Annotated in this window: 25 protein-coding genes and 1 pseudogene; 4 read left to right on the forward strand and 22 right to left on the reverse strand. The window is 60.4% G+C overall.

The genetic code is table 11. The features are described from left to right. From ENGE1_RS13655 to ssb1, 5 genes are all read right to left on the reverse strand, one after another. Complete coding sequence (locus tag ENGE1_RS13655; protein ID WP_043081692.1) at positions 1–1,266, reverse strand: DotU family type VI secretion system protein; 1,266 nt, start codon at positions 1,264–1,266, stop codon at positions 1–3. 18 nt (positions 1,267–1,284) lie between these two features. Beyond that, a complete protein-coding gene (tssK, locus tag ENGE1_RS13660) occupies positions 1,285–2,628 on the reverse strand; it encodes a type VI secretion system baseplate subunit TssK (RefSeq protein ID WP_043081691.1) in 1,344 nt (447 codons plus the stop codon). 22 nt (positions 2,629–2,650) lie between these two features. Further along, the gene (gene tssJ, locus ENGE1_RS13665; protein ID WP_043081689.1) at positions 2,651–3,157 is read right to left on the reverse strand and encodes a type VI secretion system lipoprotein TssJ; all 507 of its coding nucleotides are present in this window, start codon (positions 3,155–3,157) and stop codon (positions 2,651–2,653) included. Positions 3,158–3,181: 24 nt separating this feature from the next. Further along, positions 3,182–3,676, reverse strand: a complete 495-nt coding sequence (locus ENGE1_RS13670; RefSeq protein ID WP_048253997.1) for a hypothetical protein — start codon at positions 3,674–3,676, stop codon at positions 3,182–3,184. A 578-nt stretch (positions 3,677–4,254) separates the two neighbouring features. Continuing rightward, positions 4,255–4,776: a single-stranded DNA-binding protein SSB1 gene (gene ssb1 / locus ENGE1_RS13675; RefSeq protein WP_043081684.1), complete on the reverse strand. Its 522-nt coding sequence runs from the start codon at positions 4,774–4,776 to the stop codon at positions 4,255–4,257. Positions 4,777–5,033: 257 nt separating this feature from the next. Here ssb1 and uvrA point away from each other — a divergent pair, with 257 nt between their 5' ends. Next, entirely contained in the window at positions 5,034–7,859 is a 2,826-nt protein-coding gene (uvrA, locus tag ENGE1_RS13680; RefSeq protein ID WP_048253998.1) for an excinuclease ABC subunit UvrA, read from the forward strand. Here the strand turns inward: uvrA and ENGE1_RS13685 are convergent, their stop codons facing one another. The 8 genes and pseudogenes from ENGE1_RS13685 to dnaB all read right to left on the reverse strand — a co-directional run bounded on the left by ENGE1_RS13685 (position 7,860) and on the right by dnaB (position 14,099). Beyond that, entirely contained in the window at positions 7,860–8,213 is a 354-nt protein-coding gene (locus ENGE1_RS13685) for an MmcQ/YjbR family DNA-binding protein (protein ID WP_043081680.1), read from the reverse strand. Positions 8,214–8,215: 2 nt separating this feature from the next. Then, positions 8,216–8,632, reverse strand: coding sequence for a secondary thiamine-phosphate synthase enzyme YjbQ (locus ENGE1_RS13690; RefSeq protein ID WP_043081679.1), 417 nt, complete (start codon positions 8,630–8,632; stop codon positions 8,216–8,218). A gap of 110 nt (positions 8,633–8,742) precedes the next feature. Further along, positions 8,743–9,450 carry an acid phosphatase AphA gene (aphA, locus tag ENGE1_RS13695; RefSeq protein ID WP_048254046.1) on the reverse strand — a complete coding sequence of 236 codons (708 nt, stop codon included), beginning with the start codon at positions 9,448–9,450 and terminating at the stop codon, positions 8,743–8,745. A 199-nt stretch (positions 9,451–9,649) separates the two neighbouring features. Then, positions 9,650–10,843, reverse strand: a complete 1,194-nt coding sequence (gene tyrB, locus ENGE1_RS13700) for an aromatic amino acid transaminase (RefSeq protein WP_048253999.1) — start codon at positions 10,841–10,843, stop codon at positions 9,650–9,652. A gap of 103 nt (positions 10,844–10,946) precedes the next feature. Then, positions 10,947–11,242: pseudogene (locus ENGE1_RS28040) on the reverse strand (type II toxin-antitoxin system RelE/ParE family toxin). Continuing rightward, positions 11,229–11,534 (reverse strand): type II toxin-antitoxin system ParD family antitoxin, encoded by a 306-nt coding sequence (locus tag ENGE1_RS26990; RefSeq protein ID WP_106913018.1) that lies wholly within the window; start codon positions 11,532–11,534, stop codon positions 11,229–11,231. The pseudogene ENGE1_RS28040 and the gene ENGE1_RS26990 overlap by 14 nt, the downstream one beginning before the upstream one ends. 53 nt (positions 11,535–11,587) lie before the next feature. Next, on the reverse strand, positions 11,588–12,667 hold the full coding sequence (alr, locus tag ENGE1_RS13710; RefSeq protein ID WP_043081674.1) for an alanine racemase: 1,080 nt from the start codon (positions 12,665–12,667) through the stop codon (positions 11,588–11,590). A gap of 16 nt (positions 12,668–12,683) precedes the next feature. After that, positions 12,684–14,099 (reverse strand): replicative DNA helicase, encoded by a 1,416-nt coding sequence (dnaB, locus tag ENGE1_RS13715; protein ID WP_043081673.1) that lies wholly within the window; start codon positions 14,097–14,099, stop codon positions 12,684–12,686. A 69-nt stretch (positions 14,100–14,168) separates the two neighbouring features. Between dnaB and ENGE1_RS13720 the strand changes: the two genes are divergently transcribed. Beyond that, entirely contained in the window at positions 14,169–15,152 is a 984-nt protein-coding gene (locus ENGE1_RS13720) for a quinone oxidoreductase (protein ID WP_048254001.1), read from the forward strand. Positions 15,153–15,307: 155 nt separating this feature from the next. Here ENGE1_RS13720 and pspG read toward each other — a convergent pair whose 3' ends face one another. The 3 genes from pspG to ENGE1_RS13735 all read right to left on the reverse strand — a co-directional run bounded on the left by pspG (position 15,308) and on the right by ENGE1_RS13735 (position 17,253). Beyond that, on the reverse strand, positions 15,308–15,550 hold the full coding sequence (gene pspG / locus ENGE1_RS13725) for an envelope stress response protein PspG (protein ID WP_043081671.1): 243 nt from the start codon (positions 15,548–15,550) through the stop codon (positions 15,308–15,310). A 135-nt stretch (positions 15,551–15,685) separates the two neighbouring features. Next, the gene (gene dusA, locus ENGE1_RS13730) at positions 15,686–16,684 is read right to left on the reverse strand and encodes a tRNA dihydrouridine(20/20a) synthase DusA (RefSeq protein ID WP_048254002.1); all 999 of its coding nucleotides are present in this window, start codon (positions 16,682–16,684) and stop codon (positions 15,686–15,688) included. An 80-nt stretch (positions 16,685–16,764) separates the two neighbouring features. Next, positions 16,765–17,253, reverse strand: coding sequence for a cupin domain-containing protein (locus ENGE1_RS13735; RefSeq protein WP_043086351.1), 489 nt, complete (start codon positions 17,251–17,253; stop codon positions 16,765–16,767). Positions 17,254–17,366: 113 nt separating this feature from the next. Here ENGE1_RS13735 and zur point away from each other — a divergent pair, with 113 nt between their 5' ends. Beyond that, positions 17,367–17,888 carry a zinc uptake transcriptional repressor Zur gene (gene zur / locus ENGE1_RS13740; protein WP_043081669.1) on the forward strand — a complete coding sequence of 174 codons (522 nt, stop codon included), beginning with the start codon at positions 17,367–17,369 and terminating at the stop codon, positions 17,886–17,888. 68 nt (positions 17,889–17,956) lie between these two features. On the opposite strand, the gene ENGE1_RS13745 is transcribed toward zur, so the two are convergent. The 4 genes from ENGE1_RS13745 to ENGE1_RS13760 form a co-directional block, all read right to left on the reverse strand. Then, positions 17,957–18,166 (reverse strand): CsbD family protein, encoded by a 210-nt coding sequence (locus tag ENGE1_RS13745; RefSeq protein ID WP_043081668.1) that lies wholly within the window; start codon positions 18,164–18,166, stop codon positions 17,957–17,959. Positions 18,167–18,315: 149 nt separating this feature from the next. Further along, positions 18,316–19,635 (reverse strand): MATE family efflux transporter DinF, encoded by a 1,320-nt coding sequence (gene dinF, locus ENGE1_RS13750; RefSeq protein WP_045289619.1) that lies wholly within the window; start codon positions 19,633–19,635, stop codon positions 18,316–18,318. A gap of 58 nt (positions 19,636–19,693) precedes the next feature. After that, positions 19,694–20,302 (reverse strand): transcriptional repressor LexA, encoded by a 609-nt coding sequence (lexA, locus tag ENGE1_RS13755; protein WP_043081666.1) that lies wholly within the window; start codon positions 20,300–20,302, stop codon positions 19,694–19,696. 108 nt (positions 20,303–20,410) lie between these two features. Beyond that, positions 20,411–20,779 carry a diacylglycerol kinase gene (locus ENGE1_RS13760; RefSeq protein ID WP_043081665.1) on the reverse strand — a complete coding sequence of 123 codons (369 nt, stop codon included), beginning with the start codon at positions 20,777–20,779 and terminating at the stop codon, positions 20,411–20,413. Between the two features lie 131 nt (positions 20,780–20,910). On the opposite strand from ENGE1_RS13760, the gene plsB reads away from it, so the two are divergent. Next, entirely contained in the window at positions 20,911–23,331 is a 2,421-nt protein-coding gene (gene plsB / locus ENGE1_RS13765; protein WP_048254003.1) for a glycerol-3-phosphate 1-O-acyltransferase PlsB, read from the forward strand. Between the two features lie 42 nt (positions 23,332–23,373). Here plsB and ubiA read toward each other — a convergent pair whose 3' ends face one another. Together ubiA and ubiC are read right to left on the reverse strand one after the other, a co-directional pair. Beyond that, a complete protein-coding gene (ubiA, locus tag ENGE1_RS13770; RefSeq protein WP_048254004.1) occupies positions 23,374–24,243 on the reverse strand; it encodes a 4-hydroxybenzoate octaprenyltransferase in 870 nt (289 codons plus the stop codon). Positions 24,244–24,256: 13 nt separating this feature from the next. Next, positions 24,257–24,754 (reverse strand): chorismate lyase, encoded by a 498-nt coding sequence (ubiC, locus tag ENGE1_RS13775; RefSeq protein WP_045289623.1) that lies wholly within the window; start codon positions 24,752–24,754, stop codon positions 24,257–24,259. Between the last annotated feature and the right edge of the window lie 130 nt (positions 24,755–24,884).

Below are 24,884 nucleotides of genomic sequence, written 5' to 3' on the forward strand. Positions count from 1 at the left end.
TTAGTTTCCTTGTGGCAATCCGTTCAGCTCGGCCTGGGTGTTGTCAGGCGACACCAGCAGCGTAATTTCCACACGGCGGTTGCGTGCGCGGTTCTCAGGCGTGTTGTTCGGCGCAATCGGGTCGACCTCGCCGCGCCCTTCGGCCTTCGCGCGGCCGGGCTGGGAAAGATGTTTCTGCAGCTGCTTCTGCACCGAGCGGGCGCGTTCCAGGGAGAGCTCGTAGTTAGAGGCAAAGCGCGCGCTGCGGATCGGCACGTTATCGCTGTAGCCCACCACCAGAATCCGTCCGCTGACGTTATTCATTGCCTGGGCGATGCGGTCAATCACCGTGGCGTAGCGGTCGCGCACCACCGTTGAGGCGGAGGCGAACAGGCCGTCGCCCTTGAGGATCACCACGCTGCGGTCGGCTTCGTCGCGCACCGCCACCAGCCCCTCTTCGATTTCCGGGCGCAGGAAGCCGCGCAGGTTGAGCACCGCCGGCGGCTTCTCGGCGGGCTGCGCGACGGCGGCCTCCGGCAGCTGGGTCTGGTAGATTTTCGCCAGCACCGGGCTGGTGGCATCCCCCAGCCGCCAGTTGAGAATGATGTAGAACAGACAGGCGACGAAACCCGCCAGCGCGGCGCAGGCCCACAGGGGCACCACCGGGCGCCACAGCTTGCGCAGCACCGGGCGGTCTTCGCCGTGGGGCGAGAGCGGCGGCGCGTAGGCGCCGCGCACGCCGTAGATCATCTGCCGCAGGCGCTGCTTGATGGTCTCCAGTTGGGTGCGGCCGTTGTCCATCACCCGGTAGCGCCCCTCGAAGCCGAGCAGCAGGCAGTAGTTGATAAGCTCCAGCAGATTAATATGTTCGCGCGGGTTCTGCGACAGGCGGGCCAGCAGCTGGAAGAACTTCTCCCCGCCCCAGGTTTCGTTGTGGAAGGTGACCAGCAGGCCGTTGCCCGACCAGATGCCGCCGCCGCCCCACGGCGTCAGCGCCGCGGCCTCGTCCAGCGCCGTGCACAGACAGTAACGCGCGCCGACGATCACCTCATACGCCAGCCCCGCCTGCTGGCAGCGCACTTCGAAACGGCGGATTTCATCGATCAGCTTCTGCCGCAGCCCTTCCCGATCGTCGTGCGAGACCGAGTGGCGGATCTGCGGAATCGCGTTGAGCAAGGGACTGGCGGCTGCCACCAGCGGATTATTACCGCTGGCACCCGCCTCAACGGCGCGGGGGCCGGTGGCCTGTTGTTCCTGCGTGCTGCCGGGAGCCTGCTGTTGCTGCATAGTTAAACGCTCGCTTTATTATTCTGCTGAGCTACGGATAGCCCAGAATTCCATGTCCAGTCCGGGGAACTCGCCCGCCAGGTGCAGCGCGAAGGCGCCGGATTTCTCCATTTCACCCCACAGCTCGCTGCCCTTTTCCAGTTCGAAATAGTTGTAGCCGGCGTGCCACGGAATCTGCGGCGGCGCGGCGGGCATCGCCCGCAGCACGAGGCCGGGCAGCTGGAGCTGGACAAGGTCGCGGATCTTGCTGACCGGGGCGATCTTCATCTGCGCCGGGAAGTGGGTGAGCAGGATTTCGCCCGGCACGCTGGCTTTTACCGCCAGCACGAAACCGAACTCGCGTACCATGCTGGTATCGGGCACGGTGGCGATATTGAGGCCGTGGGAGCGTTCGGTGAGCGGCAGCTGAATGGCGTTGTCTTCCATCACCAGCGACAGACCCTGGCGCAGGAGCAGCATCAGTTTGCCGAAGCAGCCGGCCAGATCGTCGTGATCGTAGACCGGCGGCGCGTTCTCAAGGGTCCGCTGGGCGGTCCAGGTCGCCAGCTCGCAGGCGAAGGGCAGCCAGCTGCGCCACAGCGCTTCCGGGTGGAGCAGCGGCAGGTTTTTCATGTGCGCCGCCTCGCCGAGGTGGCGATTAACCAGCGTCAGCAGGGTAAATTCGATAAGCTCAGAGGTATTGAAGCGCCCCGGCTGGCGCAGGCGCCCCGCCACCTGCTGGCTGCGCTGCACCAGCAGGCCGTGCAGATCGTTAAGCATACCGAAGAGCAGCGTCTGGTTGCTGGCGTTGAGCGTCGGCGGAATATAGCCGCTATCGAGGCGCACGAGGTTATCGTTACGCTTCTCGACCACAAAGGCGACGCCGATGGCGGTCCACTCGGCGGTGAGGTCTTTTTCCAGCATCAGCTTCAGGCGCGGGCGGGCAAACTGCACGGTGGCATCGCCCACCGACAGGGCGTTGTCGTCCTCCACTTCCTGTTCGAAGGCGGTAAAGCGCGCCAGCGTGTCACGCTCTTCGCTGAAGATAACCTCTTCCCGTCCGCCGCGGCGCACCGGCAGCGCCAGCACCACTTTTTCGTTGCTGGTATTGTCCGGGATGGCCAGCGGCGCCGGACCGTGGCGACCGTCGAGAAACTGAAAGAAGGTGCCGTCCGGCAGCAGGCCGCTGGCATAGCTCAGGGCGATACAGCCCTGGCGCAGCATGGTTTCGTCCAGTTCGACGTCAAGAAATCCCCACAGGTAGGAGCGCTGCAGGCCGCCCCACTCGCGGATTTGGTGTTGCAGGTAGCTTTCCGCCCGCTGAAAGTGGTGCGGACGCAGGAACATGCCTTCGGTCCAGACCACCTTTTCTGCTTTGTTCATGCTGAATTCCTGTAGGGAGGCATTAATGGGTCACGACGCGGATCCCGTTGACGTCAAGAAAGAGGTTGGCCTGGAGTTCATCCGAGGAGAGCTTCCAGAACTTCCAGAACGGCGTGTCGCCGGCATCGGGCAGCGGCAGCGAAATGCGCCACTTTTTGCCATCCAGAGACTGATACTCCGCCATGACGCCGATATAGCGGGCATCGGGCGAACTCGGTCCGCTCAGGTTTTTTGCCAGCTGACCGGGCATAAGGAAGAACTCATCGCTATTGATCAGGTTACTGCCGAGCACCTTCTGGGCCTGGTTCTGCAGCGAGTAAAAGTCGGATGACATAAATTCAGCATCAGACTTGAGCAGCATCACGCGAACCTTCAGCGGCGCAGAGTTGTTTATTTGCGGGTGGGCTTGAAAATGAAGATTGTACCGGGAGGGGTCACTGTGCGAGGCCGAACCGCAGCCGCTGACCAACGTAGCCATAATCAAATAAAACGCCAGAAAGCTCCGGCGTAAAAAAATGTGTTTTTTCATACGGTATCATCCGTAGGGCCGGGATCAGTTAAGGATCCAGGTACCGTTATTGCCGCTTTTGCAGGCTTTGGTATTTCCATCGACGTTAACGCAGGTGGCTTTTTTGCGCGCTTTTTTCGGCCGGCGCGACTGATCGCGGACGGTCTTGTCGTACAGCTCGCTTTTCACGACCGCGTTAGCAGGCGCATAGCCGATAAGCTGTTCCTGGCCGTCGTTGGCCAGCGCAATCCATCCGCCGTCAACCTGGCCCAGCGCGGTATAGGTATCGCCGGTCTGCAGTTGGGTAATAACCTTGCCGCCGTAGCCCGGACGGTTCATGACTGCCGCAGAGTAGAGCGCGCGATAGGCGGTATTGATGGGTGTAAATTCTGTGGGCGGGACAACGATATGGCGGTGAGTCAGCGTCACGCCATTCACCTGTGAGGTTTCAATCGTATCGTCGGTAATTTTCGGTTTCGGTGTTTGACATCCTACCAGGCCCACTGCGATTGCAGCGGCGAATAACATTCTAATTTTCATCTGTTTTTCCATGCACTCTGTTATTTTATGAAAGCAGTATTAAGCGCGTAAGGCCATTTTATATTCGGGGTTCATCCTGATTTATTTCTGCGAAGAAACTGTCAGTTCTTAAATCCATAGCTACCGCACGACCTTCTGCGAACAGAAGCCCCGGCGCTTACATTTTTTTAACCTTATGGTCAAGATTTTACATAACGTGCGTTTCAATTCAACACGGTAATTTAGTAACCCACTAAATTTCAGAACATAATCCATATATTTAAGATTTTTCTCATGATAATCGGAATTTAACTTAAGTATCCGCTGAGTATTTATTTTATTTAATTTCAGCGATCTAAAAGATGAATCCGGTAATAGCGGAAGAACCAAAGCAATATAGTCAACCAGAGAAACTATATGGTATTTCACGCACGTTTTTAGGTGGTTTCTCGCTGGAGAAAAATGGACTTTTGAGGAAATGAAGTAATTGAATAAAGGAAGCTTATTATACTTTAAGGGAATATTTAATAACGATACGCTATTAATAAAAAAGCCTCCGGGCGGTTGCCGGGAGGCTTATGTTCGCTGACGCTAAGTCATCAGAACGGAATATCGTCGTCGAAGTCCATCGGCGGTTCGTTGGACGGCGCCGGCGCGGAGGACTGCTGCGGGCGAGACTGCGCGCCGCCGCTGAACTGATTGCCGCCCTGCGGCTGCTGCGGCTGGCCCCAGCCGCCCTGCTGCTGACCACCGGCCGGTGCGCCGCCGCCCTGACGGCCGCCGAGCATCTGCATCACGCCGTTCATGCCGACGACGATTTCGGTCGAGTAGCGATCGTTGCCGCTCTGGTCCTGCCATTTGCGGGTGCGCAGCTGGCCTTCGATGTACACCTGAGAGCCTTTACGCAGGTATTCGCCGGCCACTTCCGCCAGCTTGCCGAACATCACCACGGTGTGCCATTCGGTCACTTCTTTCATTTCGCCGGACGCCTTGTCGCGCCAGGATTCGGAGGTGGCGATACGAATGTTCGTCACGGCCCCGCCGCTTGGCATATAGCGGACTTCCGGGTCCTGACCCAGATTACCGACGAGAATTACCTTGTTTACGCCTCTGCTGGCCATGATCGAGTCTCCTGAAGGGATTTCTATACAAGTTTAAGCGCGGGATTGTAGCATTACCAGACGGCGCTTTGATAGTTTGCGAGGCCGATTCCGCAGAACTCTTTACCTGGAAGGCCGTTACTGCCGGGCCTGCGGCCACAATTCCAGCACTGTATATTCATTCAGGTAAAACTGTGTCATAATTAGCCGTTTCCGCCGATTGTACTGCCCACCACGCAGGCAGCATTCCGCGTCCGTGTCTCTACCGGGAAAGGTGAATGGATAAGATCGAAGTTCGGGGCGCCCGCACCCACAATCTCAAAAATATCAACCTCGTCATTCCTCGCGACAAACTGATCGTTGTCACCGGGCTGTCGGGGTCTGGCAAATCTTCACTGGCGTTCGATACGCTGTACGCCGAAGGGCAGCGGCGCTACGTGGAGTCGCTCTCCGCCTACGCGCGCCAGTTTCTGTCGCTGATGGAGAAGCCGGACGTCGACCATATCGAAGGGCTATCGCCAGCGATTTCCATCGAGCAGAAGTCGACGTCGCACAACCCGCGCTCCACCGTCGGCACCATTACCGAAATTCACGACTACCTGCGCCTGCTGTACGCCCGCGTCGGCGAGCCGCGCTGCCCGGATCACGACGTGCCGCTGGCGGCGCAGACCGTCAGCCAGATGGTCGATAACGTGCTGTCGCAGCCGGAAGGCAAGCGCCTGATGCTGCTGGCGCCGGTGATCAAAGAGCGTAAGGGCGAGCACAGCAAGACGCTGGAGAACCTGGCAAGCCAGGGCTATATTCGCGCCCGCATCGACGGCGAAGTATGCGACCTCTCCGATCCGCCGAAGCTGGAGCTGCAGAAGAAGCACACTATTGAAGTGGTGATTGACCGCTTTAAGGTGCGCGACGACCTCGCGCAGCGGCTGGCCGAATCCTTTGAAACGGCGCTGGAGCTCTCCGGCGGCACCGCTATCGTGGCGGATATGGATGACGAAAAAGCGGAAGAGCTGCTGTTCTCCGCCAACTTCGCCTGCCCGATCTGCGGCTACAGCATGCGCGAGCTTGAGCCTCGCCTGTTCTCGTTCAACAACCCGGCGGGCGCCTGCCCGACCTGCGACGGCCTCGGCGTGCAGCAGTATTTCGATCCCGAGCGCGTGATCCAGAATCCGGAGCTGTCGCTGGCCGGCGGCGCGATCCGCGGCTGGGATCGCCGCAACTTCTACTACTTCCAGATGCTCAAGTCGCTGGCGGACCACTATCAGTTTGACGTAGAAGCGCCCTGGGGCAGCCTCAGCGACAAGGTGCAGAAAGTGGTGCTCAACGGCTCGGGCAAAGAGTCTATCGAGTTTAAGTACATAAACGATCGCGGCGATACCTCGGTGCGCCGCCATCCGTTCGAAGGCGTGCTGCACAACATGGAGCGCCGCTATAAAGAGACCGAGTCCAACGCGGTGCGCGAGGAGCTGGCGAAGTTTATCAGCAACCGCCCGTGCGCCAGCTGCGGAGGCACCCGTCTGAACCGCGAGGCGCGCCACGTATTTGTGGAGAATACCGCCCTGCCGACCATTTCGGACATGAGCATCGGCCACGCGATGGACTTCTTCAATAACATGAAGCTCTCCGGCCAGCGGGCGAAGATCGCCGAGAAGGTGCTGAAGGAGATCGGCGACCGCCTGAAGTTCCTGGTTAACGTCGGCCTCAACTACCTGACGCTTTCCCGCTCGGCGGAAACGCTCTCCGGCGGCGAGGCCCAGCGCATCCGCCTGGCCAGCCAGATCGGCGCCGGACTGGTGGGCGTGATGTACGTACTGGACGAGCCGTCCATCGGCCTGCACCAGCGCGACAACGAGCGCCTGCTCGGCACGCTTATCCACCTGCGCAACCTCGGCAACACGGTGATCGTGGTGGAGCACGACGAAGACGCGATCCGCGCCGCCGACCACGTGATCGACATCGGCCCAGGCGCCGGGGTCCACGGCGGCCAGGTGGTGGCCGAAGGGCCGCTGGACGCCATTATGGCAGTACCGGAATCGCTCACCGGCCAGTTCATGAGCGGCAAGCGTAAAATCGACGTGCCGAAACAGCGCGTGGCCGCCGACCCGGAGAAGGTGCTGAAGCTGACCGGCGCCCGCGGCAACAACCTGAAGGACGTGACCCTGACGCTGCCGGTGGGGCTGTTTACCTGTATCACCGGCGTCTCCGGCTCCGGCAAGTCAACGCTGATTAACGATACGCTGTTCCCGCTGGCCCAGCGCCAGCTCAACGGCGCGACCATCGCCGAACCGGCGCCGTACCGCGATATCAGCGGCCTGGAGCACTTCGATAAGGTGATCGATATCGATCAGAGCCCGATTGGCCGCACCCCGCGCTCCAACCCGGCCACCTACACCGGGGTGTTTACCCCGGTGCGCGAGCTGTTTGCCGGCGTACCGGAAGCGCGCGCCCGCGGCTATACGCCGGGCCGGTTCAGCTTTAACGTGCGCGGCGGCCGCTGCGAGGCCTGCCAGGGCGACGGCGTGATTAAAGTTGAGATGCACTTCCTGCCGGATATCTACGTGCCGTGCGACCAGTGCAAGGGCAAACGCTATAACCGCGAAACCCTGGAGATTAAGTACAAGGGCAAGACCATCCACGAAGTGCTGGATATGACCATCGAAGAGGCGCGCGAGTTCTTCGACGCGGTGCCTGCGCTGGCGCGCAAGCTGCAGACCCTGATGGATGTGGGCCTGACCTATATCCGCCTCGGCCAGTCCGCTACCACGCTCTCCGGCGGCGAGGCCCAGCGCGTGAAGCTGGCGCGCGAGCTCTCCAAGCGCGGCACCGGTCAGACGCTGTATATCCTCGATGAGCCGACCACCGGCCTGCACTTCGCCGATATCCAGCAGCTGCTGGAGGTGCTGCACCAGCTGCGCGACCAGGGCAACACCATCGTGGTCATTGAGCACAATCTTGACGTGATCAAGACCGCCGACTGGATTGTCGATCTTGGTCCGGAAGGCGGCAGCGGCGGCGGCGAGATCCTCGTCGCCGGCACGCCGGAAACTGTCGCCGAATGTGAGTCTTCACACACGGCGCGCTTCCTCAAGCCAATGCTGAAATAGTCAGGAAGAAAGCTGCTGCCGGAGCCCCTCCGGCAGCAGCGTCAGCGCCTGCTGGTATGAGGCGTCCACCAGATAGTAGATCTGCGAGTCCGGCAGAGAGCCGTCGAGATAAACCGTGCTCCAGCAGTGCTTATTGAGATGACGGCTCGGGCGCACATCGCTGTGCTGCTGGCGCAGCAGCTCCGCCAGCGCCGGGGTGGTTTTCAGCGCTACCGCCGGCCGCCCCTCCGCCTCTTTCACCATCGCGAACAGCACATCTGCGACTTTAATCTGGGTTGCCTTCCAGTCGCTGTGCACGCTCTGCGCTGCCCCGGCCTTTGCCATGCAGTACTGCAATAGATCCGAACTCGTCATTGTTATTCCCCCTGCAGCGTGGCGACGATGCGCCGCGCGCCGCCGCGTATGCGATGCTCCCCCAGCCAGATGCCCTGCCAGGTCCCCAGCAGCACCCGCCCCTTCTGTACCGGCAGAGTCAGCGACGCGCCGAGCAGCGACGATTTGATGTGCGCGGGCATATCGTCCGGGCCTTCATAGTCGTGTTCGTAGGGCGCATCCTCCGGGACGGCGCCCAGGAAGTGCCGCTCCATATCAAAACGCACCGTCGGGTCGCAGTTTTCATTGAGCGTCAGGGAAGCGGATGTGTGCTGGAGTAGCAGGTGCAGAAGACCCGCGTTGCAGGATGCGATCTCGCGGATCGGGCCAAGCAGTTCGTCGGTTACAAGATGAAAACCGCGCGGTTTCGCGGACAGGGTTACGATTTGCTGATGCCACATCGGCTGCTCCATACGACTAAAAGAGTACGTATTCAGTGTGCAGCAAGACGACAGAAAGGGAAAATAGAGATGTGTAAAGAACCGGCGGCCGGAGCCGCCGGTGCACGTAATTAATACTCAGAATTAACAATAACCTCTTCGCCATAGGCGCCGGCGTTCGGCAACGGGCGGTAGGTCGAGTTCGAGGCGCGCAGCAGGCGGATGCCGCGCGCGCCGGCGTCGCGGGCGGCGGTGATGTCGTTGTCGGAGTCGCCGTAGAACACCTTTATGTTCTTCTCGCGCAGCCACTGGACTTTCGTGTTCTGCCCGGCCTTCTCGCCGGCAAAAATCACCGGGTTCATGTTGATGCCCGGAATAAGAAAATCATCCTGCAGCATCTTCGAGACGGTTTCGGTCTTCGTCTGGCTGCGGCCGGTCACGAAATAAATGCTGTCGCCGCGCTTGACGTGCATGGCGATCAGCGCCCGTCCGGCTTCTTTAGGAATGCTGAATGCATCCCAGCCGTTGTTCATCTTCTCCCAGAAGGCCGGGTTTTTAAGGTAGTCATCGCCCCAGGTTTTCTGGCCGCGCCAGAAGCCGGGGCTGGAGAAGAGCACAGTGTCGTCTATATCAAAACCCACCGCCATCGGCGGGCGACCGAGCAGGCTATTTTCAATTTGCGCGATAGATACCCAGTGGATAGGCGCCTGTTCGGCGAGCTTCGCGACATTCGTGCCGGTGTAGAGCGGCGATGGCGACGAGGCGTGGGCATCGGCCACGGTACAGTTAACGGTAAAAAGCAGGCAGGCCGCGCTGAGCGCCTGAGTGAGCTTACGCATGTTAATCACTGGATCTTCCGCTGATAAATAATTTGAATGTGGGGGTATTTAACGAATATCTGAGACCTTAACGGCTCGGGGGGATGAAGGAAAGGAATAAATGACGTAGATGTCATAGAAAACGGTGATGATCACACTCTTTGCAGGGTTTTTACCCTCAACCTGGCGCACCCCGCTGGCAGGGTGCGTCAGTGAGTACTTACATTACGGCAGCAAAGGCTTTCGCCACGCGCTGCACGTTGCGGCTGTTCAGCCCCGCCACGCACATGCGGCCGCTGGCGATCAGGTAGACGCCAAACTCTTCGCGCAGCCGCTCGACCTGGGCCGCGCTGAGGCCGGTATAGCTGAACATGCCGCGCTGCTTAAGCAGATAATCAAAGTTGCCTTCCGGCATCTCCTGCCTGAGCACCGCCACCAGCGCCTGGCGCATCTCCAGGATACGGGTGCGCATAATCTCCACTTCCGCCAGCCAGTTGGCCTTCAGCTCGGCGCTGTTAAGCACCGCCGAGACGACCTGCGCGCCGAAGTTCGGCGGGCTGGAGTAGTTGCGGCGCACGGTCGCCTTCAGCTGACCCAGCACGCGGCCCGCCGTGGCGGCATCGTCGCAGATAACCGACAGCCCGCCGACCCGCTCGCCGTACAGCGAGAAGATTTTCGAGAACGAGTTGCTGACCAGCGCGGGCAGGCCGGCGCTGGCGATGGTGCGGATAGCGTACGCGTCCTCTTCCATCCCGGCGCCAAAGCCCTGGTAGGCGATATCGAGGAACGGGATCAGGTTGCGCGCCTTCAGCACTTCGGTCACCGAGTCCCACTCGGCGTTCGTCAAGTCGGCGCCGGTGGGGTTGTGGCAGCAGGGATGCAGCAGAACGATATCTTTTTCCGGCAGGGTGCCGAGCTTCTCCAGCAGGGCCTCAACGCGCACGCCGTTGCTCTCACTGTCGAACCAGGGGTAAGTACCCACTTCGAAGCCGGCCCCTTCAAAGATGGCGATGTGGTTTTCCCAGGTCGGATCGCTGACCCACACCTTCGACTGCGGGAAGTAGCGCTTAAGGAAATCGGCGCCGACCTTCAGCGCGCCGGAGCCGCCGAGGGTCTGAATGGTCGCCACGCGCTGCTGGGCCAGCACCGGATGGTCGGCGCCAAACAGCAGGGGCGCAATGCCGCTGCGATAGGTATTCAGGCCTTCCATCGGCAGATACACCGAGGCGCCGTGCGGCTGGGCATTCAGGCGGGACTCCGCCTCGGCAACCGCCTGCAGCTGAGGGATAATGCCCTCTTCGTTGTAGTAGAGGCCGATGCTGAGATTGACCTTGTCGCTGCGGGGATCGTCTTTGAATTTTTCCATCAGAGAGAGGATGGGATCGCCGGCGTAGGCGTCAACGTTCTGAAACACGCGATGGTTCTCCTGGAGTCTGTTATGTAGGGCAGGGATCACCACAATAAACTGGATGCGGGGGAAGATCGAGGGGGATGTTCGCCGTCTGACCGACAGGAGGTTACCGCCAGATAAGGTGGCGCCCCGCATCCTGGTGCTGGCTAAGAATGCGGATAATGATAATGTCCATCGCGGTCTGCAGGAAATAAAGCGTATGGCGTGCAACGGGAAGTGAAAAAATCCCTTCCCCAAGTTCGGGACGGCGGGTCCCAATCGCATTACTGCTTAATATTCAAAGAGTTCAGACATGTGCGCGATATAACGATCGGCACACGTCTCACCCAACTGCCGGAAGCCATAATGCCAGATGGCCTCCAGATCCTCATTTGCCCGGGGCGTGAGTTTAACGGTCTTCACTGTCCTTCCTTGTGCCCTTTTTCACATTGCGCAGGAAAGCATCCTTTTCCCACGCCTGCGGTTCGCCGCTGCTTAACCCTTCAGCCAGCAGGTCACGTAGCGTCTGTAAGCGCGACTCGGCCTGCTTTTCTCTGAGGAGTCTTAGCGATTCACGAATGACTTCACTCTGCGTACGGTAATCGCCAGCCTCAATGAGGGACTCAATAAATTCACGCAGCTCATCACCGAGATCGACCGTTACTGTGCGTGCTATAAGGCACCTCTCTGTAAGAACATATCTTACAAAGATGATAGAGCACTGAACCGACTGTGGCTATATAGTCTTAAGATGCCTGCCACTAAGAATTAATCAATATACTCCATCGCCACCCTTGACGTCAGGCGCGTGATAAGTTCGTAAGCACTCACTTTCGTAATCTCAGCGATACGCTCAACCGGCAGGCCCTTGCCCCACATAATCACCGGATCGCCCGCTTTGTCGCGCGACTCTGGGCCAAGATCGACGCAAATCATATCCATCGCCACCCGCCCGACCAGCGGCACTTCGCGGCCGTTGACCCGCACCGGCGTGCCCGACGGCGCGCCGCGCGGGTAACCGTCGCCGTAGCCCATCGCCACCACGCCGAGGCGGGTATCGCGCTCGCTGACCCAGGTGCCGCCGTAGCCCACCGGCTCGCCCGCCTTGTGCTCGCGCACGGCAATCAGGCTGGAGGTGAGCGACATCACCGGCTGCAGGCCCAGCTCGATGCCCCAGGGATGCTGCTCCAGCGGCGAGACGCCGTAGAGGATAATGCCCGGACGCACCCAGTCGAAGTGGGACTGCGGAAAAAGGATAATGCCGCCCGACGCGGCAATAGAGCGCAGGCCGGGTTTGCCTGCGGTGAAGGTGTTGAAGATATCCAGCTGCCGCTCGGTGGCGCCGCTCTCCGGCTCGTCGGCGCGGGCAAAGTGGCTGACGACGTTAACCGGCTGGCGAACGTTTTTGCACTGGCACAGCCGCTGGTAGAAGGCTTCAGCTTCTTCCGGGCGCACGCCGAGGCGGTGCATACCGGTGTCGAGCTTCATCCACACTGCGATCGGCTCGGAAAGGGTAGCCTTTTCAAGAGCCTCAAGCTGCTCAAGATTATGCACCGCCGTCTGCATACCCTGCACGGCGATCACCGGCAGGTCGTCGGCGTTAAAGAAGCCTTCCAGCAGCAGAATGGGCTGCACGATACCGCCGGCGCGCAGGCGCAGAGCCTCTTCCAGGCGGGCGACGCCGAAGGCATCGGCATCGGGGAGCGTACGCGCGGTCTCCAGCAGACCGTGCCCGTAGGCGTTTGCTTTCACCACTGCAACGATTTTGCTGGCGGGCGCCAGCTCGCGAATGCGCTGCAGGTTGTGTCGCAGAGCGCGGCGGTCAATAACCACAGTTGCCGCTTGCATGTGTCTTCCTTAAAAATTACTCATCGTCATACTGAGGGCCCGCGTAATTATCAAAACGCGACCACTGCCCGTTAAAGGTCAGGCGCACCGTGCCGATAGGGCCGTTACGCTGCTTACCAATAATAATTTCGGCGATCCCCTTCAGGTCGCTGTTCTCGTGATAAACCTCATCGCGGTAGATGAACATGATAAGGTCTGCATCCTGCTCAATGGAGCCGGATTCACGCAGATCCGAGTTGACCGGCCGCTTGTCGGCGCGCTGCTCAAGGGAACGGTTAAGCTGCGACAGGGCCACCACCGGCACCTGCAGCTCTTTCGCCAGCGCTTTGAGGGAGCGGGAAATCTCCGCGATCTCCAGGGTGCGGTTATCGGAGAGCGACGGCACGCGCATCAGCTGCAGGTAGTCGATCATTATCAGACCGATGCCGCCGTGTTCGCGGGCGATGCGCCGGGCGCGGGAGCGCACTTCCGTCGGCGTCAGGCCGGAGGAGTCGTCGATATAGATATTGCGCTTCTCCAGCAGAATGCCCATGGTGCCGGAGATCCGCGCCCAATCCTCGTCGTCGAGCTGGCCGGTACGGATGCGGGTCTGATCCACCCGCGACAGGGAGGCGAGAGAACGCATCATAATCTGCTCGGAGGGCATCTCAAGACTGAAGATGAGTACCGGCTTATCCTGCAGCATCGCCGCATTTTCAACGAGGTTCATCGCAAATGTCGTTTTCCCCATCGACGGACGGGCGGCGACGATGATCAGGTCCGACGGCTGGAGGCCGGCGGTTTTCTTGTTGAGATCGTCATAGCCGGTGTTCACGCCGGTCACGCCGTCGTGGGGCTGCTGGAACAGCTGCTCGATGCGGGCGACGGTGGCGTCCAGCACGTCGGCGATGTTCTTCGGGCCTTCATCCTTATTGGCGCGGCTTTCGGCAATTTTAAACACCCGCGACTCGGCGAGGTCGAGCAGATCTTCGCTGGTACGCCCCTGGGGATCGAAGCCAGCTTCGGCGATCTCGTTAGCCACCGAGATCATTTCGCGCACCACCGCGCGTTCGCGCACGATGTCCGCATAGGCCGTGATATTTGCTGCACTTGGCGTATTTTTTGACAGCTCGGCCAGATAGGCAAAACCGCCCACGCTATCGAGCTGCCCCTGGCGCTCCAGCGATTCGGCGAGGGTGATCAGGTCAATCGGGCTGCCCGACTCCTGCAGGCGCGCCATCTCGGTAAAGATATGGCGGTGCGGACGGGTGTAGAAATCGTCAGAGACCACGCGCTCGGCGACGTCGTCCCAGCGCTCGTTATCCAGCATCAAACCGCCCAACACCGACTGTTCCGCTTCAATCGAGTGCGGCGGGACCTTCAGACCGTCGACCTGAAAATCGCGTTCGCGGGGCTCAGCCTGCTGTTTGTTGAAGGGTTTATTTCCTGCCATAGTGAATGGAGCTTACCGAGATAAAGAGTGGGCCGAAAGGTTACCACATTTTCAGGAGGAATCAGAATCATGGCAACACGTATTGAGTTTCACCAGCACGGCGGGCCGGAGGTTCTGCAACCCGTCGAATTCACCCCCGCGGCTCCCGCAGAGAATGAGGTACAGGTCGAGAACAGAGCTATCGGCATCAACTATATCGACACCTATATTCGCAGCGGGCTCTATCCGCCGCCGTCGCTGCCGAGCGGCCTGGGCAACGAGGGCGCGGGCGTGGTGGTCAAAGTGGGCCGCGGCGTCAGCCACCTGAAAGAGGGCGACCGGGTGGTCTACGCCCAGTCGCCGCTGGGAGCCTACAGCACGGTGCACAATGTCCCGGCGGATAAGGCCGCCCTGCTGCCCGACGCCATCTCCTTTGAGCAGGCCGCGGCCTCGTTCCTGAAGGGACTGACGGTGTTTTATCTGCTGCGCAAAACGTATGAGATCCGGCCCGGCGAGCCGTTCCTGTTTCACGCCGCCGCCGGCGGCGTGGGGCTTATCGCCTGCCAGTGGGCAAAATCGCTGGGGGCGAAGCTTATCGGCACCGTCGGCTCAGCGGAAAAAGCGCAGAGCGCGCTGGACGCCGGGGCATGGCAGGTCATTAACTACCGCGATGAGAACATCGCCGAACGCGTGCGCGAGATAACCGGCGGCGAAATGCTGCGGGTAGTGTACGATTCGGTGGGGAAAGAGACCTGGGAGGCGTCGCTGGACTGCCTGCAGCGGCGCGGCCTGATGGTCAGCTTCGGCAACTCTTCCGGCCCGGTAACCGGCGTCAACCTCGGGATCCTCAACCAGAAGGGCTCCCTGTACGTCACCCGCCCTTCCCTGCAGGGCTATATAACGACGCGGGAGGAGCTGGCGGAGGCCAGCAATGAGCTGTTCTCGTTGATCGCCAGCGGCGCGATAAAGGTCGATGTGGCGGAAAATCAGAAGTACCCGCTGGCGGACGCCAGCCGGGCGCACGAGGTGCTGCAGAGCCGGGCTACGCAGGGGTCGAGCCTGCTGATCCCCTAAAAGAATTAGGGCTTCCCGGAGGAAGCCCTTTCTTTTTTTATCGTTGGCTGTATGTAGGGTACAGCACGATGAATTCGTTATTTGGCTAATAATGACAGATTTATTGCGCACCGCCTATCGGCTTGTTCTCAGGTTGTGACGCGCTCCGCAATACCTTAATAGCGCCACTCCCTGCCCCGCCGGGCGCGCGGCACTTTCGGTGAATTTATCGCCCGAATCGCCCACACGATGCCAATCGCCAGCAGCAGCCAGGGCAGCAGCTTGATCATCAGGGCAAACAGGCCGCCGATAAACATCACCGCCGTCGCGACAACCAGCGCCGCAATAATCCCCACCAGCGAGACGCCGGTCACCAGCAGCATGACAAAAAAGCCAATCACAAATAACAGTTCAAACATGGCTATTCCTCGCAAATTGATTATGCATAGAGCATTACAAGAAGCGTGCCATTTTTTAAGTTCATGAATAATAAAGAAAATACCTCGCAGCGATGGGCGAGGCGTGGTGAATTTGACCAGGTTTTAGCGTAAAAATCAGCGCCGGCTGGCGACCAGCAGCAGCGCCTGCTCGAGAACGTTAACGTCGGCGCCGGCCTTGTGGGCGTTCTCGCTCAGGTAGCGGCGCCACTGGCGCGCGCCGGGAATGCCCTGGAACAGGCCGAGCATGTGGCGGGTGATATGACCCAGGTAAGTCCCGCGGCTCAGCTCGCGCTCAATGTAGGGATACATGGCGCGCACGACGGCCACCGGATCGGCGTCAGCGCCATCTGCGCCGAAGATCTCGCGGTCTACCGCCGCCAGGATGCCGGGATTCTGATACGCTTCGCGCCCGACCATGACGCCGTCCATATGCGCCAGGTGGGCCTTTGCCTCTTCCAGCGATTTGATGCCGCCGTTAATCGACATCGTCAGCTGCGGAAAATCGCGCTTAAGCTGATAGACGCGCGGATAGTCGAGCGGCGGGATCTCGCGGTTCTCTTTCGGGCTGAGGCCCGAGAGCCAGGCCTTGCGGGCGTGGATAATGAACGTGTCGCATTCGCCGCGGCCGGAAACCGTGTCGATAAAGTCGCAGAGGAAGGCGTAGCTGTCCTGGTCGTCAATGCCGATGCGGGTTTTCACCGTCACCGGAATGGAGACGACGTCGCGCATCGCCTTAATACAGTCCGCCACCAGCGCCGCGTTGCCCATCAGGCAGGCGCCGAACATACCGTTCTGCACGCGATCGGACGGGCAGCCGACGTTAAGGTTGATTTCATCATAGCCGCGCGCCTCGGCAAGCTTAGCGCAGTGCGCTAGCGCCGCCGGATCGCTGCCGCCCAGCTGCAGCGCCAGCGGATGCTCTTCGTCACTGTAGGCCAGATAGTCGCCCTTACCGTGGATAATCGCCCCGGTAGTGACCATCTCGGTATAGAGCAGGGTCTGGCGCGACAGCAGGCGCAGGAAGTAGCGGCAGTGCCGGTCCGTCCAGTCGAGCATCGGGGCAATCGAGAAGCGGTGCGCGGGAAAGGCGGGTGTTTGAGTCTCTGGCGACATGGTGAAAATTCAGGCATCCGGTTAAAAAGGGGCGCTACTATAGCACAAAGGTGAGCGGGAGGCGCGCGCCCGCGCCGCCGCTATTTTCGCGACGGCCTGCCGTCGTGCGGACCAAAGAACTGCGGAGGATGGTCTATCCAGCGGTCCGCCCGGGTGGCGGCATACTCCGAATTGAGCGGATAGTAGATGCGGTTGTGCTTTTTGTTCACTTCGCCAATCACCAGCAGGCACGCCTCCTCCTCAGTGTTATTGATAAAGGTATGGCAGACGCCGGTGCCCGCCGGAAAGCCGACGCTGTCGCCGGGTTCAAGCTGCCACAGGTAGCCGTTGATCCACGCCTGCGGATGCCCTTCCAGCACGTAGATAAACTCCTCTTCATCGCTCTCGGCGTGCGGATAAGAGGTACGTCTGCCCGGCGGCAGACGTTCATGATGGATACCCAGCCGCAGCAGCCCCAGCTGGCGCGCCAGCGGAGCGCCAATCGAAAAGCGCTCGCTGCTGTCGGGATAGCCCGGCTGGTCGGGTTCTTCGGCGTCGCGCCAGTGGCGAATACAGTCGGGTCTTTTCATGATAAACATCCAAAAGAGTGAGATGAGTCAGGTATAGCACAGCGGGCAGAATCTCGGTGTTTTTACCATTCCATGATAGAATAGGGGTTTACGTTTACCATTCGAGAATGCCAATGGACAAGACCACTTCGCAAAGTATGCTCGCCCACGCTGAGAAGATCTGCGCCCAGCGTAGCGTACGTTTGACGCCCCAGCGTCTCGAAGTATTACGCCTGATGACCCTGCAGAAAGGGGCCATTAGCGCGTATGACCTGCTCGATTTGCTGAAAATCAGCGAACCGCAGGCCAAGCCGCCTACTGTCTATCGTGCGCTGGACTTCTTGCTGGAGCAGGGTTTTGTTCACAAAGTCGAGTCGACCAACAGCTACGTGCTGTGCCATCTGTTCGACCATCCGTCGCACTCGTCGGCAATGTTCATCTGCGACCGCTGCGGCAGCGTCAAGGAGCAGGGTGCGGAAGGCGTTGAAGATATCATGCATTCGCTGGCGGCGAAGATGGGCTTTGCCCTGCGCCACAATGTGATTGAGGCCCACGGTCTGTGCGCCGAGTGCGTTGAAGTGGAGTCCTGCAGCAGTCAGGAGTGCTGCGAGCACGACCACACCATTCAAATCAAGAAAAAGCCGGGCCACAAATAGACGTCGGGCGGCTTGCGCCGCCCTTCGGGGTTAACTTCCCTGTTGCTCGGTGTGAGCCGTGAGTCAGGTTACCAACGATAGTCGTTGTGGGTTTCCCAGTCTTTCACTTCTTTCTCGGCCTGGTCTTTACCGTAGCCGTAGCGCTCCTGGATTTTGCCGACCAGCTGATCGCGCTTACCTTCCATTACCTGGAAATCGTCGTCAGTCAGCTTGCCCCACTTCTCTTTCACTTTACCTTTGATCTGCTTCCAGTTACCGCTAGCCTGGTCTTTATTCATGATCGTGTCCTCATCGTTCAGTGATACAGAGTTAACTGCCATCGTCCTGTTAAAGCGTCGTTTTGTGCTGGACGTGATAATAAGTGTAGATGAGGATTTTACGGGGCCGGAAAAACTCAGAATCTTTTACCATCCGAATGGCTGAGCCGCTATACGAACCAGGTATTGTTGCGCCAGTGCCGGCGCCAGATCCACGCCAGCGACAGGCCGCGGAGAGCAAGAAACACCGTGAGCGCCAGCCACAGCCCGTGATTGCCCAGCAGCGGCACGCTCAGCAGAGTAAGGCCGAAGCCCAGAGCGGCGATAGCCATGCTGTTGCGCATCTCCGCCCCGCGCGTGGCGCCGATAAACATGCCGTCGAGCAGATAGCACCAGACGCCGACCACCGGCAGCACCATCTGCCAGATAACGTAGCGATCCGCCAGCTGCTGCAGCGCGGGAATGGAGGTGAGCAGGGCGACGATCTGCTGTCCGAATAAAGCATAGACCAGGGCAAAGCTCAGCGCGACCAGCCCGGACTGACGAATGGCCGCCTTCCACACCGCCATCAGCTGGCTGCCGTCGCGGGCGCCGTAGGCCTGCCCCGAGTGGGCCTCCACCGCATAGGCGAAGCCGTCGAGCGCGTAGGCGGTAAAGGTCAACATGGTCATCAGTACCGCGTTAATTGCCACAATGTCGCCACCGAGACGGGCGCCGTAGACCGTCAGCGCGCCGAAGCAGAGCTGCAGCAGCAGGGAGCGCAGCATGATGTCGCGGTTGAGCGCCAGCAGGCGGCGAATATTGCCGCGCCAGGCCTTTTTCAGCAGAGTGAGGCAGATGCCGCGCAGGCGCAGCACTTTCACCACCATCAGCAGGCCGACCAGCAGCGTGGCGTATTCCGCGCAGGCCGTTGCCAGCGCCGCGCCGCGCACGTTCATCTGCAGGCCCATTACCAGCCAGAGGTCGAGCACGATATTCAGCGCGTTGCCGACGATCAGCAAAATGACCGGCGCGCGGGCGTACTGCACGCCCAGCAGCCAGCCGAGCAGCACCAGGTTGGCCAGCGCGGCCGGGGCGCTCAGCCAGCGAATTTCAAGAAAGCGCCGCGCCTGCTCCAGCACCTCGCCGCTGCCGCCGACGACGTACAGCGCCAGGTCGATAAGCGGGCCGCGCAGCAGGACAATCGCCAGCCCGGCCACCAGCGCCAGCAGCAGCGGCTGCACCAGCGCGCGGGCAAGCCCCTCGCGGTCCTGAGCGCCCAGCGCCTGCGCCGTCAGCCCGGTGGTGCTCATGCGTAAAAACAGCAGCAGCATAAACAGAAAGCTGGTGGCGGTAGCGCCCACCGCCACGCCGCCGAGATAGGCCGGACTGTCGAGGTGGCCGATAACGGCAGTGTCCACCAGGCCGAGCAGCGGCACGGTGATATTGGACAAAATCATCGGCAGCGCAAGGCGCCACAGCGCTTTGTCCGCATGAGTCAGCAGAGGCATGGGTAAAGCCTGTCAGGATCAAGCGCAGCGCCGGAGAGGCGCTGCGGGGAAAAGCGGGTTACTGCCAGTCGCCGTTGCGGATCACGCCGACGGCCAGCCCTTCGATTGAGAAGCTCTGCTGGCGCAGATCGACGACAATCGGAGAAAATTCGCTGTTTTCCGGCAGCAGCTCAACGGTGCTGCCCTGCTTTTTCAGACGCTTAACGGTGACTTCATCGTCAATGCGGGCGACAACCACCTGGCCGTTGCGCACGTCCTGGGTTTTGTGCACCGCCAGCAGGTCGCCGTCGAGGATGCCGATATCGCGCATCGACATGCCGCTGACCCGCAGCAGGAAATCGGCGCTCGGCTTAAACATCGCCGGGTCAACCTGGTAGTGGCCTTCGATATGCTGCTGCGCCAGCAGCGGCTCACCGGCAGCGACGCGGCCGATCAGCGGCAGGCCGTCTTCCTCTTCGACCAGCAGGCGGATGCCGCGCGAGGCGCCGGAAACAATTTCGATAACGCCTTTACGCGCCAGCGCCTTGAGGTGCTCTTCGGCAGCGTTCGGGGATTTGAATCCCAGGCGCTGCGCGATTTCGGCACGCGTCGGCGGCATGCCCGTTTGGCTGATGTGATCCCGAATAAGATCAAACACCTCTTGCTGCCTGGTGGTTAACGCTTTCATTCCGCCCCCTGGGTGTATATACAGTTATGCTGTGAGTATATACAGTTAATGGTGATTTTGGAACCGTAAAATGCACAAAAAACCAGATGGTTGTGCAAAAATGGGGGGCTAGTGATAATGCGCCCACAGCAGGGTTGCCCAGGTGAAGACGGCAATGAGGATTGCCAGCAGCACCGCCGCCGATGCCATGTCTTTCGCCCGCCCCGAGAGTTCGTGGCGCTCTGAACCAATCCGGTCCACCACGGCTTCAACGGCGCTGTTGAGAATTTCGACCACCACAATCATCAGCACCGAGCCAATCAGCAGCACCCGGGTAATGGCATCGACGTCCAGCCAGCAGGCGACAATGATGGCGACGACGCTGAGCAGCGTCTCCTGGCGGAAGGCCGCCTCGTTTTTCCACGCGGCGTGAAAACCTTTGCAGGAGTAGCCTGCTGCTTTAATGATTCGGGTTAAGCCGGTGTTATCATTGGCCATCAGAAAGAACCTTTTCGTTTATTAAGCGTCATATGTTACTGCGCGCCGGCAGTGGGACAACAGAAATTCTCCACGCTTTCTGTTATCCTTGCGGCGCATTTGCACGATTAACCAGAGGCTTTACATCGTTTATGTCTGGCTGGCCAAGAATTTACTACAAATTACTGAATTTACCATTAGGCTTGCTGGTGAAAAGCAAGTCTATTCCGGCAGAACCGGCTCAGGAACTTGGGCTCGATACCTCGCGTCCCATCATGTACGTCCTGCCGTATAACTCAAAAGCCGATCTGCTGACCCTGCGCGCCCAGTGCCTGGCGCACGATCTGCCGGATCCGCTGGAACCGCTGGAGATCGACGGCACGCTGCTGCCGCGCTATGTCTTTATCCACGGCGGTCCGCGCGTGTTTACCTATTACACGCCGAAAGAAGAGTCCATTAAGCTGTTCCACGACTATCTCGATCTGCACCGCAGCAACCCGCAGCTGGACGTGCAGATGGTGCCGGTCTCGGTGATGTTCGGTCGTTCGCCGGGGCGCGAAAAGGGCGAAGAGAACCCGCCGCTGCGTATGCTTAACGGCGTGCAGAAGTTTTTCGCCGTCTCCTGGCTCGGCCGCGACAGCTTCGTGCGCTTCTCGCCTTCCCTCTCTATGCGCTGGATGGCGGATGAACACGGCACGGATAAAACCATTGCCCAGAAGCTGGCCCGCGTGGCGCGCATGCACTTCGCCCGCCAGCGCCTGGCGGCCGTCGGCCCGCGCCTGCCCGCCCGTCAGGATCTGTTCAATAAGCTGCTGGCCTCCAAGGCCATCGCCAAAGCGGTAGAAGACGAGGCGCGCAGCAAGAAGATTTCGCACGAGAAGGCGCAGCAGAACGCCATCGCGCTGATGGAAGAGATTGCGGCCAACTTCTCCTACGAGATGATCCGCCTCAGCGACCGCGTGCTGGGCTTTACCTGGAACCGCCTCTATCAGGGCATCAACGTCCATAACGCCGAGCGCGTGCGCCAGCTGGCCCACGACGGCCACGAGATAGTCTACGTGCCCTGCCACCGCAGCCACATGGACTACCTGCTGCTCTCCTACGTGCTCTACCACCAGGGCCTGGTGCCGCCGCACATCGCCGCCGGCATCAACCTGAACTTCTGGCCGGCGGGTCCGATTTTCCGCCGCCTGGGCGCGTTCTTTATTCGCCGCACCTTTAAGGGCAACAAGCTCTACTCCACGGTGTTCCGCGAATATCTCGGCGAGCTGTTCAACCGCGGCTACTCGGTCGAGTACTTTGTCGAAGGCGGACGCTCCCGCACCGGCCGCCTGCTGGATCCGAAGACCGGCACGCTGTCGATGACGATTCAGGCGATGCTGCGCGGCGGCACCCGTCCGATTACGCTGGTGCCGATTTACATCGGCTACGAGCACGTGATGGAAGTGGGCACCTACGCCAAAGAGCTGCGCGGCGCGACCAAAGAGAAAGAGAGCCTGCCGCAGATGCTCAAGGGCCTGAGCAAGCTGCGCAATCTCGGCCAGGGCTACGTCAACTTCGGCGAGCCGCTGCCGCTGATGAGCTACCTCAATCACCACGTGCCGGAGTGGCGCGAGTCTATCGATCCTATCGAAGCGATACGCCCGGCGTGGCTGACGCCGACGGTGAACAATATCGCCGCCGATCTGATGGTGCGCATCAACAACGCCGGGGCGGCCAACGCCATGAACCTGTGCGTGACCGCCCTGCTGGCCTCACGCCAGCGCTCGCTGACCCGCGAGCAGCTGACCCAGCAGCTGGAGTGCTACCTTGAACTGATGCGCAACGTGCCCTACTCGCCGGATTCAACGGTGCCGGCAGTGAGCGCCAGCGCGCTTATCGATCACGCCCTGCAGATGAACAAGTTTGAGGTTGAGCAGGATACGATTGGCGAGATCATCGTTCTGCCGCGCGAGCAGGCGGTGCTGATGACCTACTACCGCAACAATATCGCCCACATGCTGATGATCCCGTCCCTGCTGGCGGCGATCGTGACCCAGCACCGCAAAATTACCCGCGAAGAGCTGGTGCGCCACGTGGAAATCCTCTATCCGATGCTGAAGAGCGAACTGTTCCTGCGCTGGGACAGCGCGGAGCTGGCGGGGCTTATCGATAAGCTGCTGGCTGAGATGCAGCGCCAGGCGCTGGTGACGGTGCAGGATGACCTGATCAGCATCGACGCCACGCATTCGCGCATCCTGCAGCTGCTGGCCGCCGGCGCGCGCGAAACGCTGCAGCGCTACGCGATCACCTTCTGGCTGCTGAGCGCCAACCCGGCGATTAACCGCAGCACGCTGGAAAAAGAGAGCCGCACCGTGGCCCAGCGTCTGTCTGTGCTGCACGGCATCAATGCGCCGGAGTTCTTCGATAAGGCGGTGTTCAGTACCCTGGTGCTGACCCTGCGCGACGAGGGCTACATCAGCGATTCCGGCGATGCGGACGCGGAAGAGACGATGAAGGTCTACCAGATGCTGGCGGAGCTGATTACGTCGGACGTGCGGCTGACGATTGAGAGCGCGAGTCAGGATAGTTAAGCGCTTTTCGCCCTCTCCCCGATGGGGAGAGGGCATCTGCGGTTAGCCGAAATAGCTCACCGCCAGGCCGACAAACAGCGCCAGCCCGACATAGTTATTGTTGAGAAACGCCTTAAAGCAGGCATCGCGATCGCGATCCTTGATAAGCCCCTGCTGATAGACAAAGAACCCGCCCGCCACCAGAATCGACGCATAGTAAACCCAGCCAAGGCCGCTCAGCCAGCCGACGGTCGCCATCAGCGCCATCACCACCACCTGCAGAATGCCGATAATCAGCCTGTCGTTTTTGCCAAACAGAATGGCCGTCGATTTGACGCCGATCTTCAGGTCGTCGTCGCGGTCAACCATCGCATACTGGGTGTCGTAGACCACCGACCAGCAGATATTCGCCAGAAACATCAGCCAGCAGCTGAGCGGCAGGGTCTCGCTGACCGCCGCGTAGGCCATCGGAATCGCCCAGCCGAAGGCCGCGCCGAGCACCACCTGCGGCAGATGGGTATAGCGCTTCATAAACGGATAGACCCACGCCAGCGCCAGGCCGCCGACCGACAGCACGATGGTCATGGTGTTGAGGGTCAATACCAGCAGAAACGACAGCAGCACCAGTACCGCGAAGAGGATGCGGGCCTCTTTTTCGCTGACGTCGCCGCTCGGCAGCGGGCGGCGGGCGGTGCGCTTAACGTGGCCGTCAAATTTGCGGTCGGCGTAGTCGTTCACCACGCAGCCGGCGGCGCGCATCAGCCAGACGCCCGCCACGAATACGACCAGGATCCACAGCGGCGGCACGCCGGGCGTCGCCACCCACAGCGCCCACAGGGTCGGCCACAGCAGCAGCAGGGCGCCAATGGGCTTGTCGGTGCGCATCAGGCGATGAAACGCCAGCAGCTTATTCTGGCTCAGACTCCTCTCCATATTTTACTTCCTCTCAGTACAGCGGCGATGCGGGTAAAAAAAGTTCGGTTAGCAGCAGCGGCTTGCCGCCCAGGCGCAGGCGGGAGCGCCGCCCCCACAGTTCGCCACATTGGCCTACCTCGATAAAATCCCGGGTCAGGGACGAGGAGGTAAACAGATAGCGCCCCAGCGGCGTGGTGCCGAGCTGCCTAAGGGCGAGTTCAGGCCCGTTCAGCGTGGATTCAGGTACTACGGTGCGCCCGGCAAGCCACGGCTCGCCGTCGGCGCAGAGCAGGATCTCGCGCAGCCAGTAGCGGGGCTCGTCAGCGAGCAGCGGCCGCTCTGATTCGATGTCGGCGCCAGTGACCCACTCTTCCCGCAGCAGGGTGACCGTGACCCGTTTTTTCTGCTGCTCAAAGCGCTGGGTCATTGAGTCTTCCAGCAGCAGCCAGTCCAGCAGGCGCGCATCGAGCTGCGGCAGAGTGGTGAAATAGCGTAGCGCGCGCAGCTGCGCCAGCGCAGGGTGTGACATGTCCGTCTCTCCGATACCTGGTATCAAGGCATTGTATCGTAGAAACGGCGCGACGAAAGGAGGAAAGGGCAATATACGATCATTGGCGCAACAATAGCGCAACAGAAAAAACAGTACGCCCCGAAGGGCG

Origin of the sequence: Pluralibacter gergoviae ATCC 33028 = NBRC 105706, assembly GCF_001598855.1 — a bacterium.
GTDB lineage: Bacteria > Pseudomonadota > Gammaproteobacteria > Enterobacterales > Enterobacteriaceae > Pluralibacter > Pluralibacter gergoviae.